8 protein-coding genes are annotated in these 12,537 nt (G+C 68.0%); 5 read left to right on the forward strand and 3 right to left on the reverse strand.

Annotated elements, in window-relative coordinates; translation table 11 throughout:
• Positions 1 to 128 precede the first annotated feature (128 nt).
• Both BM172_RS18085 and BM172_RS18090 read right to left on the reverse strand, forming a co-directional pair.
• The gene (locus tag BM172_RS18085; RefSeq protein ID WP_051548517.1) at positions 129 to 596 is read right to left on the reverse strand and encodes a GNAT family N-acetyltransferase; all 468 of its coding nucleotides are present in this window, start codon (positions 594 to 596) and stop codon (positions 129 to 131) included.
• Positions 593 to 991: a rhodanese-like domain-containing protein gene (locus BM172_RS18090; RefSeq protein ID WP_026634772.1), complete on the reverse strand. Its 399-nt coding sequence runs from the start codon at positions 989 to 991 to the stop codon at positions 593 to 595. Before BM172_RS18090 ends, BM172_RS18085 begins: the two co-directional genes overlap by 4 nt.
• Before the next feature lie 80 nt (positions 992 to 1,071).
• On the opposite strand from BM172_RS18090, the gene ftrA reads away from it, so the two are divergent.
• The 4 genes from ftrA (at position 1,072) to BM172_RS18110 (ending at position 5,179) form a co-directional block, all read left to right on the forward strand.
• Positions 1,072 to 2,070 (forward strand): transcriptional regulator FtrA, encoded by a 999-nt coding sequence (gene ftrA, locus BM172_RS18095; protein WP_051548519.1) that lies wholly within the window; start codon positions 1,072 to 1,074, stop codon positions 2,068 to 2,070.
• Between the two features lie 55 nt (positions 2,071 to 2,125).
• The gene (locus tag BM172_RS18100; RefSeq protein WP_026634774.1) at positions 2,126 to 2,980 is read left to right on the forward strand and encodes an EamA family transporter; all 855 of its coding nucleotides are present in this window, start codon (positions 2,126 to 2,128) and stop codon (positions 2,978 to 2,980) included.
• 112 nt (positions 2,981 to 3,092) lie between these two features.
• The gene (locus BM172_RS18105) at positions 3,093 to 4,691 is read left to right on the forward strand and encodes a S10 family peptidase (RefSeq protein ID WP_026634775.1); all 1,599 of its coding nucleotides are present in this window, start codon (positions 3,093 to 3,095) and stop codon (positions 4,689 to 4,691) included.
• Between the two features lie 113 nt (positions 4,692 to 4,804).
• A complete protein-coding gene (locus tag BM172_RS18110; protein WP_026634776.1) occupies positions 4,805 to 5,179 on the forward strand; it encodes a nuclear transport factor 2 family protein in 375 nt (124 codons plus the stop codon).
• Positions 5,180 to 5,292: 113 nt separating this feature from the next.
• Here the strand turns inward: BM172_RS18110 and BM172_RS18115 are convergent, their stop codons facing one another.
• Complete coding sequence (locus BM172_RS18115) at positions 5,293 to 9,747, reverse strand: DEAD/DEAH box helicase (protein ID WP_026634777.1); 4,455 nt, start codon at positions 9,745 to 9,747, stop codon at positions 5,293 to 5,295.
• Positions 9,748 to 9,933: 186 nt separating this feature from the next.
• Between BM172_RS18115 and BM172_RS18120 the strand changes: the two genes are divergently transcribed.
• Positions 9,934 to 12,177 (forward strand): TonB-dependent receptor, encoded by a 2,244-nt coding sequence (locus BM172_RS18120; protein WP_026634778.1) that lies wholly within the window; start codon positions 9,934 to 9,936, stop codon positions 12,175 to 12,177.
• Positions 12,178 to 12,537: the final 360 nt, after the last annotated feature.

Raw genomic sequence — 12,537 nt, forward strand, 5'->3', positions numbered from 1 at the left:
AAACTCCTGAAGAACCTCCCCTGAGGGCGGCTATCCTCCGGATGAGCCCATCGCAAGAACATAGGAATGTTTCGTAAGTTCTTCACGGTGAAATCACGCAAGCCTCGCGCAAGTCGGCGCGCTCGCTGTCACGCGCGATCGCATCGCCAGGTGAAGCGGCGCTTGGCCCATTCGGTGGCGCCGAGGCGGCGATAGAAATGCGCCGCGCGTTCGTTCCATGCAGGCGTCTGCCATTGCATCGATGCGCAAGCGCAAGCGCGTGCGAAGGCTGCGAGCGTCTCGAACAAGCGCAGGCCGATGCCGAGGCCTCGCCATGCATCGCGCACATACAGGCAATCCATGTGCAGGAAAGGCGCGGCGTCGAGCGTGGAGAAATCGATCGTCGCCGTCGCATAGCCCACGGCGTCGTCGCCGCTCCACGCCAGCCAGGCGTATACGCGTGGCGGTGTCGCATCGAGCGCTGCGGCCAGTGCATGGCTGCGTCGATCGAGCGCGTGCCCGATGCGCTCGTACGCCGCGTGCTCGATGCATAGGGGAAGCAGCGCCGGCAGATCGTGTCCGCCGGCGCTGCGGACGGCGATGTGGCCTTGGCTCATGCGCCGCGTTCGAGACCGAAGCCTTCGTCGATCCAGCCGGTCAGCCCGCCGATCATTTCCTTTACCGGCCGCCCAAGCTGCGCCAGCTTCACCGCTGCCTTGTTGGCGCCGTTGCAGTGCGGACCGGCGCAGTAGACGACGAACAGCGTATCGGCCGGAAATTCGGCCAGGCGCTGCTCGCCGATGGTGCGCGTCGGCAGGTTCAGCGCGCCGGGTACATGGCCGGCGGCGTACATGGTCGGCGTGCGCACGTCGAGCAACACGAAGTCCTTGTCCTCGTGCTGCGTGGCGTAGTGCACGTCCGCGCAATCGGTCTCGAAGCCCAGGCGGGCCTGGAAGTGGGCCAGCGCCTGGGCGCTGGCGGCGGCGGGAACGCGATGGACGACGCTGCTCATGGGGCGGTACTCCGTGGTGAAGATGGCGCCAGTGTGGGCACTGGCGGCCGCGGCCGCTATTGGCAAGAATGCCAGGCATCATGAATAAACCGCCAAAGCGACCGGGCACTCCCACCGGCCCCGCCAACCGCAACGTGGCGGTGCTGGTCTACGACGGCCTGTGCACCTTCGAGTACGGCATCGCGGTGGAGATGTTCGGCATCGCGCGGCCGGAGTTCGAGAACTGGTACCGCTTCGTCTCCTGCGCGGTGGACCGCGGCGCGATGCGCGCGGCCGGCGGACTGAGCGTGCGCGCCGACACCGGCCTGGAAGGACTGGCCCGCGCCGGCACCATCATCGTTCCCGGCTGGCGCGGCGCCGATGCCGTGCCGCCGGCGGCTTTGCTCGATGCGCTGCGTGCGGCACACAAGCGTGGCGCGCGCCTGCTGTCGTTCTGTTCCGGCGTGTTCGTGCTGGCCGCCGCGGGACTGCTGGACGATCGCGCGGCGACCACGCATTGGCGCTACGCGGAGATTCTGGCGGAACGCTATCCGCGCATCCGCCTCGCGCCGGACGTGCTCTACGTCGACGAAGGCCAGGTGATGACGTCCGCCGGCAGCGCCGCGGCGATCGACCTGTCGCTGCACCTGATCCGCCGCGACTATGGCCCGCGCATCGCCAACCAGGTGGCGCGCCGTGCGGTGGTGCCGACGCATCGCGACGGTGGCCAGGCGCAATTCATTCCCGCGCCGCTGCCCGAGCAGGGCGCCGCACTCGGCACGCTGCTGGAGTGGATGCGCCGCCGGCTGGACCAGCCGTTGCCGATCGGCGTGCTGGCCGAACGCGCGCGCATGAGCGAGCGCACCCTGCTGCGGCGCTTCGAGGAAGCCACCGGCCACTCGCCCAAGCAATGGCTGGTGCACGAGCGCCTGGCGCGCGCACGCGAACTGCTCGAAGGCAGCGACCTGGCCGTGGAGCAGATCGCCGACCGCTGCGGCTTCGGCAGCGCCGATACGCTGCGCCACCATTTCCGCCGCGCCATCAAGCTGAGCCCCGCACGCTATCGCGAGCGCTTCGCGTTGGCCGGACAGCAAACATAGAGAAGCGCGGCGGACACCGCTAAGCTGCCGTCCGTTCTTTCCCGCCGCGATCCCCATGCTCTTCATCCTTCTCGCCGTCTGCTGCAGCGTCCTGGTCTCCGTCCTGCTGAAGCTGGCGCGCCGCCACGGCGTCGACGTGGGGCAGGCGATCGCCTGGAACTACGTGGCCACCAGCGCGCTCACCGCCTGGGTGTTCCATCCGTCGCTGGATGCGCTGGCGCGCCCCGGTGCGCCCTGGCTCGGCTTCGTGGGGCTGGGCCTGCTGCTGCCGGTGATCTTCCTGGCGCTGGCCGCCTCGGTGCGGCATGCCGGCATCGTGCGCAGCGACGCCGCCCAGCGGCTCTCGCTGCTGGTGTCGCTGCTGGCGGCCTTCCTGCTGTTCGGCGAAGCGGTGAACGCGGTCAAGCTGGCCGGCATCGGCCTGGGGCTGGTCGCCCTGGCCTGCATGGTGTGGCGTGGCCGGACGGATGCAGCGGAAGGCCCGGCCGGGTGGCTGTGGCCCCTCACCGTATTCGTCGGCTTCGCCGCGATCGACATCCTGTTCAAGGAGGTGGCCCGTGCCGGCACCTCGTTCGCCGCTTCGCTGCAGGCGATGTTCGCGCTGGCCCTGCTGGTGGCGTTCGCGATCCAGCTCGGCCGCCGCGCCGCCGGCCGCACGCGCTTCACCGTGCGCGACGCGCTGGCCGGCCTGCTGCTGGGCCTGGCCAACTTCGGCAACATCGTGTTCTACGTGCGCGCGCACCAGGCGCTGGCAGAGCGGCCGTCGCTGGTGTTCGCGGCGATGAACCTCGGCGTGGTGGCGCTGGGCGCGCTGGTGGGCACGCTGGTCTTCCGCGAGAAGTTGAGCCGGCTCAATCTGGCCGGCGTCGCCCTGGCCGTGGCGGCGATCGCCCTGGCCACGCACGGCTGAAGTCCGCCGCGCGCCGCCATGCGGCCGCGTAGCCATGACTTCTGGGGTACGAAAGACGGCACTTGCAGCGCCTAAGCTCGGGGATTCCCAGCCCCTCCCCGAAGGAACTCCGATGCGCACGCTCCCGCTGGCCGCCGCCCTGGCCGCCCTGCTTTTTGCCGGTTCCGCGCTCGCCGCCGACAAGACGGACAAAGACAAGGACAAGGACAAGCCGCAGGACAGCAAGCCCGACGCCGCGCTGGTGCAGCCACAGTCGTCGGAGACCACCGGCAGCGTGCGCGTGGAAGGCAAGAGCATCGAGTACAAGGCGGTGGCCGGCACGCTGATCATCCACGGCACCGGCGACAAGGAGCACGAGCCGCAGATCAGCATGTTCTACACGGCGTACTTCAAGAAAGGCGCCGATGCCGGCAAGCGGCCCGTCACCTTCATCTACAACGGCGGCCCGGGGTCGGCGACGGTATGGCTGCACATGGGCGCGTTCGGCCCGAAGCGCGTGGTGACCTCCGACGACAGCCACACGCCTGCGGCGCCCTACGGCCTGGTCAATAACGACTACAGCCTGCTCGACGTCTCCGACCTGGTCTTCATCGACGCACCCGGCGCCGGCTTCAGCCGGCTGATCGCGGCGGACGAGGACAAGGGCAAGCGCGAGGAGCAGATGAAGGATCGCCGCAAGGAGGTCTACGGCGTGGACGGCGACGGCCATGCCTTCGCCAATTTCATCACGCAGTTCCTGTCCAAGTACGGCCGCTGGAATTCGCCCAAGTACCTGTTCGGCGAAAGCTACGGCACCACGCGCTCGGCCGTGCTGGCGAACATCCTGGAGAACCAGTCCAGCGTCGACCTCAACGGCGTGATCCTGCTTTCGCAGATCCTCAGTTTCGACACCAGCATCGACGGGCCGGAGACCAACCCCGGCGTGGACCTGCCGTATGTGGTGGCCCTGCCCACTTTTGCCGCGACGGCCTTCTATCACCACCGCCTGCCGCAGCAGCCGGCGGCGCTGGAGCCGTTCCTGCGCGAGGTGGAGCAGTTCGCGCTGAACGACTACGCCCAGGCACTGATGGCGGGCAGCCGCCTCGACGATGCGCGCAGGCAGGCGGTGGCGGAGAAGCTGCACCAGTACACCGGCCTGCCGGTGGCCTATCTGCTGAAGGCCGACCTGCGCGTCACCGGCGGCATGTTCGAGCACGAGCTGCAGAACGACGGTGGCGTCACCACCGGCCGCCTGGACAGCCGCTTCTCCGGCCCCTCGCTCGACCCGCTGAGCAAGGACTCCGAATACGATCCGCAGTCCTCCGCGATCAGCGCCGCCTACGTCGCCGCCTTCAACGACTACGTGCGCAAGCAGCTGAAGTACGGCGACGGCCAGCAGTACCGGCTGTTCGCCTCGATCGATCATTGGGATTTCAAGCACAACGGCGGCGAGGGCGAGCGCTCCATCAACGTCATGCCCGACCTGGCCAAGGCCATGAAGACCAATCCCAACCTGCGCGTGGCGCTGCACGGCGGCTATTACGACCTGGCCACGCCGTACTTCGCGGCCGACTACGAGATGCACCACCTGCCGATTCCGGCCTCGCTGCAGAAGAACATCTCCTACGACTGGTATCCGTCCGGCCACATGGTCTATGCGCACGAGGATTCGCTGAAGAAGCTGCACGACAACGTGGCGCGCTTCATCGGGGAAACGGACAATGTCAAATGAGGGAATAGGGAATCGGGAATAGAGAATCGGATGCGCTCCAATTGGCCGCAAGTTGTTATGCTGGCCGGGCGCCGCTTCCTATTCCCTATTCTCCATTCTCTATTCCCAGCCCTATGCGCGACCTGATCGATCGCTACCTCGACGCCTACAATCGCATGGACGTGCCCGCCATGCTCAACACGATGCATGCCGGCGTGGTGTTCGAGAACTACACCAAGGGCATCCTCAGCGTGCGCACCCAGGGCGTCGCGGAACTGCGCCATCTGGCGGAGAGCTCGCTGCACCTGTTCTCGGCGCGGCGCCAGATCATCACCGCATTCCGCGAGCACGGCCAGGACGCCGCCACGGCGGACATCCTGTTCGACGGCACTTTCGCCATCGACTTGCCGAACGGCGTGCGCGCGGGGCAGACCATCGCGCTGACCGGGCGCAGCGAGTATCGCGTCAGCGAGGGCAAGCTGATCTATATCGCCGATTTCAGCGAATAACTGTCCACCGAGGTAGGTTGGGGTGAGCCGAAGGCGAACCCCAACAGAGGCTGCATGTCGCGCCGGCGTTGGGGTTCGCTTCGCTCACCCCAACCTACGCCGTGCGATGAAGCTCAGAAGTGCACCGGTTCGTGTTCCGCCCGCCGCAACAACGCATTCTTCCACCGCTGCTGCTGCGCGGTGTCGCTCTCCACCAGCCACTGCGGCTTGTTCGCCACCAGCGCGGCCACCGCCACGCCATCCTCGTACAGCACGCGCGTGCCGATCACCGCCGGCAGGCGGTTGCCGCTGAGTACGGTGCCAACCAGATTGAGCGGATCGCAGCCGCTCAGGCAGACATGCTGGCCTTCATTCGGTTGCTGCCGGACCTGGCGCAGCTTGCCGATCGCCTCGGGCAGCGCGAACTGTTCGCCGACCAGGCCCTCCACGAAGCGTCCGCCGCGGATCTCGCCGCGTGCTTCCAGCCGGTGATATACGCGCAGCAGTTCGCGCCAGGTCGGCAGCCAGGCGGCTTCGCGCTCCAGCAGCTTCCAGAACACCACGCCGTAGCGGCGCAGCAAGGTGCGCGCGATATGTTCGACGGATTCGGCGCGGGCGCCATCCTGCTCCCGCGGCGCACGCACCAGCGACCAGCGTCCGGCATCCTCGATGCCGCTCAGCATATGGCGACGCACGCGTCGATGGCGCTGCGCGTCGCGCTTGGCGGCAGGCAGCAGCAGGGCGCGCAGGCCGGCGAAGCTGTCGGCGGTGACACGGCCGGCGGCGACCAGTTCGCCGAGTGCGTCTTCCAGTTCGGTGCGCAGCAGGTGCGCGACGCTCATCAGCTCGTCGAAGAACAGCGCGCCGTGCTCACGCAGCGCATCGGCCACCGCCTGGGCGCGCGAAGACAGCAGCACGTCCTGCGGCTGGCCGGTACCGGCGACGCTGCTCCACAACGCCATCTCCTTGCGCGGCAGCAGCACGATCGGCGTGGCGCGCACGGGGCTGCTGCCGCCGGTGGCGCCGCGCAGGCGGTTCCAGCCGACGCGGCCGGCGCGGCACAGGTCGTCCAGCCAAGTGATGGAGTAGTCGTCGATGCGCGCGGGCAGCAGTTCGGCTTCCCAGGCGCCGGCTGCCGCTTCGTAGCCTTCGAGTTGGGCGATCGCGGCAGGCAGCGCGTCCGGCCCGCTCAGCCGCGCGCCGGGCGCGACGTGCTGCCAGTCGAACTGGAAGCGCATGAAGTCGCGCCGGCTGACCGGCTCGATCTCGCGGCGCAAACGGCCGATGGTGTAACGGTGGATGCGCGCGAGCAGATGGCGTTCGCACCATTCCGTCTCGCTCGCCGCAGGCGTGAACCGGCCCTGCATCACATAGCCTTCGGATTGCAGGCGCAGCAGGGCCAACTCAACATCGCCGCTGTCGACGGCGAGCGAGGCGGCGAGCGTTGCGACGGTGACCGGGCCGAGGCCGACCAGGCGACCGCGCACCATTTCCAGCAGGGCGTCTTCGCGTGTCCACGGTTGCGCGAGGAACTCAGCCGGCGCCTCGATCGGCGGCTGCATCGCCGCGTCGGCATGGATCGCCTGCCACAGCGGCAACTTCTCGGCCGCAACCCACACCTGCCAGTTGGCGTGTCCGGGCAAGCTCAGCGCAGTGGCGCGGCGAGCTTGCGCGAGCGCCTCCAGCCAGTGGTCCCAGGCATCGCCCGCCGCTTCCTCCGCGCTGACGAAACCGAGCACGCTCAACGCTTCATGCATCTCGTCGGCACCGCGTACCTGCGGCCAGGCTTCGCCGCGCACGGCCTCGATCGCGTCCGGATCGAGCTGGCCCAGGTCCTCGGCGCTGTCGCCGTCGCTCCAGCGTCGGGTCTGCACCGCCTGCGTGCGGCGTTCTTCCAGCGGCGCGTCGTCGAGATAGGCATACGGCGCGGCGGTGAGCACTTCGGCGGCCAAGGGGCTTGCCGTGGTGAGGTCGCGCGCCACCACGGTGATCTGGCCGCCCTCGAGCCCGCGCAGGATATGCAGCAGGCCGTCCACGTCCATCGCCTCGCGCAGGCAGTCGTACAAGGTCTGCCCGACCAGCGGGTGATCCGGGATCTGCCGTTCGCCGGCGATGTTCTCCAGGCAGGCCACCTGGTCGGGGAACACCGTGGCGAGCAGGTCCTCGCTGCGCATGCGCTGGATCTGCGGCGCCACCTTGCGGCCGCCCTGGAAGCGCGGCAGCGCCAGCGAAGTGGTGGCGTTCCAGCGCCAGCGCACGGGGAACAGCGGCGCGTCCAGCAGCGCTTGCACCAGCACCTGTTCGGCGGTGTTGGAGTGCAGGTAGCGCGCCACCTCGATCAGCGGAAAACTGTGGCTGGTCGACAGCGACAGCACGATGGCGTCCTCGGTCGCCGCCGCCTGCAGCTCGAAATTGAACTGGCGACAGAAGCGCTTGCGCAGCGCCAGGCCCCAGGCGCGATTGATGCGGCTGCCCCAGGGCGTATGGATCACCAGCTGGGTGCCGCCGGATTCGTCGAAGAAGCGCTCGAACACCAGGGTGTGCTGGGTCGGCAGCACGCCGAGCGCGGCCTTCGCCCTGGCCAGGTAGTCGGCGAGCTGCTGTGCGGCAGGCTCGCTGAGGCCCAGCGTGTTCCGCAGCCACGACAACACCTCGGGTACGCCGCCCTCGTCCAGCCGTGCGGAGATTTCCTCGCGCAAGCGCGACACGCCATGCGACAGCTCGTCGCTGCGCCCCGGCGCCTCGCCAAGCCAGAACGGGATACTCGGCGGCACGCCGTGCGCATCCTCCACGCGCAGGCGGTCGCGCTCCACGCGGATAATGCGATAGCTGGTGTTGCCGAGCTGGAAGATGTCGCCGGCCAGGCTCTCCACCGCGAAGTCCTCGTGCACGCTGCCGATCACCGTGGCCTGCGGTTCCAGCACCACCAGGTAGTCGGCCGTGTCGGGAATCGCGCCGCCGGACGTGACCGCGGTGAGCCGCGCACCGCGCCGCGCACGCAACTGCTTGTGCACGGCATCGCGATGCACATAAGCTGCACGCGCGCCGCGGCGGGTGGTGAAGCCGTCGGCCAGCATGCGCACGATCGCGTCGAACTGTTCGCGCGGCAGCTCGCGATAGGGATAGGCGCGGCGCACCAGGGCGAACAGCGCGTCCTCGTTCCATTCCGTGCAGGCCACTTCGGCCACGATCTGCTGGGCCAGCACATCCAGTGGCTGCGGCGGGATCGCCAGCGTGTCCAGCTCGCCGCGGCGCACGCAGTCCAGCAACGCGGCGCATTCGATCAGGTCGTCGCGCGAGGTGGGGAACAGGCGCGCCTTCGGCGTGCCGCTTACCGCATGGCCGGAGCGTCCGGCGCGCTGCAGGAAGGCGGCGATGGAGCGCGGCGAGCTGAGTTGGCAGACCAGGTCGACGTCGCCGATGTCGATGCCCAGTTCCAGCGAGGCCGTGGCCACCAGCACTTTCAATTCGCCGCGCTTGAGGCGCTGCTCGGCATCCAGGCGCTGCTCGCGCGCGAGGCTGCCGTGATGCGCCGCCACCGCTTGCTTGCCCATGCGCTCGGACAGGTGCCGCGCGACGCGCTCGGCCATGCGGCGGGTGTTGACGAACACGAGCGTGGTGCGGTGTGCCTGCGCCAGTTCGGCGAGGCGGTTGTAGACCAGCTCCCAGGCGTCGTTGGACATCACCGCTTCGAGCGGCACCGGCGTGACTTCGATGGCGAGGTCGCGCTCGCGGGTGTGGCCGACGTCGACGATGTTGCATGTGTGCGCCGGAGGGGCGGATGAGGGGCCGGGGCTTGCGATGGCAGATCGACCAAGCATCGCTCGCTTTTCCGTTCCCGCTTCTACGCTCCGTCGGTCCCCCTCACCCCAACCCTCTCCCCGCTGGGGAGAGGGGGTGAAGGCGGCGGCCAGCGTGGCGTCGTTGCCTTCGCCGACGAGAAACTTCGCCACTTCTTCGATCGGCTTCTGCGTCGCCGACAAACCGATCCGCAGCAGCGGCCGCTGGCACAGCGCCTCAAGGCGCTCCAAGGACAAGGCCAGATGCGAGCCACGCTTGGTCGATGCCATGGCGTGGATTTCATCCACGATCACCGTGCGCGTGCCGCCCAGCATTTCGCGCCCTGAAGCCGAGCCCAGCAGGATGTACAGCGACTCGGGGGTGGTCACCAGGATGTGCGGCGGCTGGCGACGCATCAGCGTGCGCTCGGCCTGCGGCGTGTCGCCGGTGCGCACCGCGGTGCGGATCGCCACGTCGGGCAGGCCCAGTGCGGCCAGTTCGGCGCGGATGCCTTCCAGCGGCGCTTCCAGGTTGATGTGAATGTCGTTGGACAGCGCCTTCAGCGGCGACACGTAGACCACCGTGGTCGCGTCCGGCAGCGCGCCGCCGTGCGCCAGGCCTTCGCGTACCAGGCCGTCGATCGCGGCCAGGAAGGCGGTCAGGGTCTTGCCCGAGCCGGTCGGCGCGGCCACCAGGGTGTGACGGCCTTCGCGGATGGAAGGCCAGGCGGCCAGCTGCGCCGCGGTGGGCGCCGGGAAGGTGCCCTCGAACCACTGCCGGACGGCGGGATGAAATGCTTGCAGGGACATGGGCTTAGGCTCGCCTGGAGCCGAGGCGGAGAGACCATTCTAGATGGGGACTGGCCAGCCTGCCGGCAAGGCGTCCGCCGGGGTCACTTCCGCCGTTAGCACGCATGAATGACAATATTGCGTCACAGCAATGCGCCGGCGCACTGCGCATTGCCTACGGTTGCTTATCCATCCCGGGGAAAATCAATGTCCGTCGCCCACCCGTCGCGGTTCGCCGTGCTTGCCGTATCCATTGCCCTCGCCCTGTCGGCCGCCGCCGCGCAGGCGCAGGACGCCGACAACCAGCCCGCCGGCAAGAAGAAGCCGGTCGAGCTGCAGGCGATCAACGTCACCGCCGAGAAGCGCGTGGAGAACCTGCAGAAGGTGCCGATCTCCATGACCGTGCTGCCGTCGGACAAGCTCGAGGCCTTCGGCCAGGCCGGCGACGGCGTGCTGCAGCTCGCTTCGCGCGCGCCCAGCGTGTACGCCGAGACCTCCTACGGCCGTGAGTTCCCGCGCTTCTACATCCGCGGCCTGGGCAACAGCGACTTCGACCTCAACGCCTCGCAGCCGGTGTCGATGGTGTACGACGACATCGTGCAGGAGAACCCGATCCTCAAGGGCTTCCCGCTGTTCGACCTGGAGCAGGTGGAAGTGCTGCGCGGCCCGCAGGGCACGCTGTTCGGCCGCAACTCGCCGGCCGGCGTGATCAAGTTCGAATCGCGCAAGCCCAGCCAGGAAACCAGCGGCTACGCCCGCGTCTCCTACGGCACCCTGGGCACCGCCAACGCCGAGGCGGCGCTGGGCGGCGCGCTCAGCTCGCACTGGTCCGGTCGCGTGTCGGCGCTGGCGCAGCACCGCGACGGCTGGATCGACAACGACTACACCGGCAAGAAGGACGCGCTCGGCGGCTACAACGACCGCGCCGTGCGCCTGCAGGCGCTGTATGAGAACGGCGACTTCAACGCGCTGATCAACACCCACGCGCGCTGGCTGGACGGCAGCGCCATGGTCAACCGCGCCAATGCCATCCCGATGGGCGAGAACAGCTTCGCACCGGGCTTCAGCCGCGACACGGTGTACCAGGACGGCCGCAACAAGCAGCACCTGTTCTCCTGGGGCAGCAACCTGCACCTGAACTGGAAGCTGGGCGACTACACCTTCACCTCGATCACCGGCTTCGAGAAGGCCACCACCTACAGCCTGGGCGACGTGGACGGCGGCATTGCCATCCCGCACGACGCCAGCCAGCAGAAGGCGGTGACGCCGTTCCCGTCCGAGACCGCCGACGCGCTGCCGCACGATCGCCAGATCACCCAGGAATTCCGCCTGGCCAGCAATCCGCAGGACCGCCTGAACTGGCAGGTCGGCACGTACTACTTCCACGAAGACATCGCGATCAACAACTACGACTACGCGACGCTCAACAACCACGCGCTGGACGGCCTCGCCAAGCAGACCCAGCGCACCAACGCCTGGGCGGTGTTCGGCTCGGCCGACTACCACATCACCGACGATTTCGACGTGCGCGCCGGCGCGCGCTACTCGCACGACTCGCGCACCTTCCGCGTCGACCGCCTGCTCTCGCCGATCGGCGGCGGCCCGCTGTCGCTGGGCGCCGAGCCGCACGATTCGCGCTGGAGCGGCGACGTCACCGCCACCTGGACGCTGGACCCGAACGTCAACGTCTACGCCCGCATCGCCAACGGCTTCCGCGCACCGAGCGTGCAGGGCCGCGTGCTGTTCGCCGACTTCATCTCGCAGGCCAAGCCGGAGACCATCACCTCCTACGAGCTGGGCATCAAGACCACCGGCATGGACAACCGCGTGCGCTTCAACGCGGACGTCTATACCTACAACATGCACAACCAGCAGCTCACCGCGGTGGGCGGCGACATCAACGTCACGCGCCTGTTGAATGCCAAGAAGACCCAGGGCTATGGCGCCGAGTTCGACCTGGAGGCCTACCTCACGCCGAACTTCATCGTCACCGCCGGCGGCAGCTACAACCACACGGAGCTGAAGGATCCGACCCTGGCCGTGGCGCCCTGCGGTTCCGGTTGCACCGTGCTCGATCCGCTCAATGCTTCCGGCAATGCGCTGGTCAATGGCAACGATTTGCCGAATGCGCCGCGCTGGATCGGTACGTTCACCGCGCGCTATGGCATTCCCTATGGCGACAGCGGCGAGTTCTTCGTCTACACGGACTGGAACTACCGCAGCGATGTGAACTTCTTCCTGTATGAGTCGAAGGAGTTCCAGAGCAAGCCGTTCCTCGAAGGCGGTCTGCGGCTGGGCTACAACTGGGGTTTCGGTAAGCGCGAGGTCGCGCTGTATGCGCGCAATGTGACGAACAAGAAGGTGATCACTGGCGCGATCGATTTCAACAACCGCACGGCGTTCGTGAACGATCCGCGGGTGGTGGGCGTGGAGTTCCGCACGGAGCTGTAATGGCGGCTGGCGCCGCTGTCTGGCTTGTGCGGCGGCGCCCTCTTTGCTCGTCATTCCGGCGTAGGCCGGAATCCAGTTTCCGTATCGCCTGATGGTCGCGATACCGTGACTTGGCCGCTTATGCAGCGGGCATTTCGGACGCCTGCCGGCGCCCGAGTTACTTTTTCTTTGCTGGCCCAAAGCAAAAGTAACCAAAAAGAAATGGCCTAAGAGCGGGGACTGAGGCGAGCTTTGGCGCTGCGCTGTTCTTGCCACACCCCTTCACCCCTCTCCCCTCCGGGGAGAGGGGTGAAGGGGCCGGGCGGAGCGTCGTACGAAACCTCGCGATCCGGCGTAGGTTGGGGTGAGCCGCAGGCGAAC

It is taken from the genome of Dyella marensis (genome assembly GCF_900112865.1).
Taxonomy (GTDB): Bacteria; Pseudomonadota; Gammaproteobacteria; order Xanthomonadales; family Rhodanobacteraceae; genus Dyella_D; species Dyella_D marensis_A.

Bases quoted from the DNA above. Each gene is read 5' to 3' on its own strand.
- BM172_RS18115 (WP_026634777.1), bottom strand. From the start codon at position 9,747: ATGTCCCTGCAAGCATTTCATCCCGCCGTCCGGCAGTGGTTCGAGGGC.
- BM172_RS18120 (WP_026634778.1), top strand. From the start codon at position 9,934: ATGTCCGTCGCCCACCCGTCGCGGTTCGCCGTGCTTGCCGTATCCATT.
- BM172_RS18090 (WP_026634772.1), bottom strand. From the start codon at position 991: ATGAGCAGCGTCGTCCATCGCGTTCCCGCCGCCGCCAGCGCCCAGGCG.
- BM172_RS18100 (WP_026634774.1), top strand. From the start codon at position 2,126: ATGCTCTTCATCCTTCTCGCCGTCTGCTGCAGCGTCCTGGTCTCCGTC.
- BM172_RS18110 (WP_026634776.1), top strand. From the start codon at position 4,805: ATGCGCGACCTGATCGATCGCTACCTCGACGCCTACAATCGCATGGAC.
- BM172_RS18085 (WP_051548517.1), bottom strand. From the start codon at position 596: ATGAGCCAAGGCCACATCGCCGTCCGCAGCGCCGGCGGACACGATCTG.
- BM172_RS18105 (WP_026634775.1), top strand. From the start codon at position 3,093: ATGCGCACGCTCCCGCTGGCCGCCGCCCTGGCCGCCCTGCTTTTTGCC.
- ftrA (WP_051548519.1), top strand. From the start codon at position 1,072: ATGAATAAACCGCCAAAGCGACCGGGCACTCCCACCGGCCCCGCCAAC.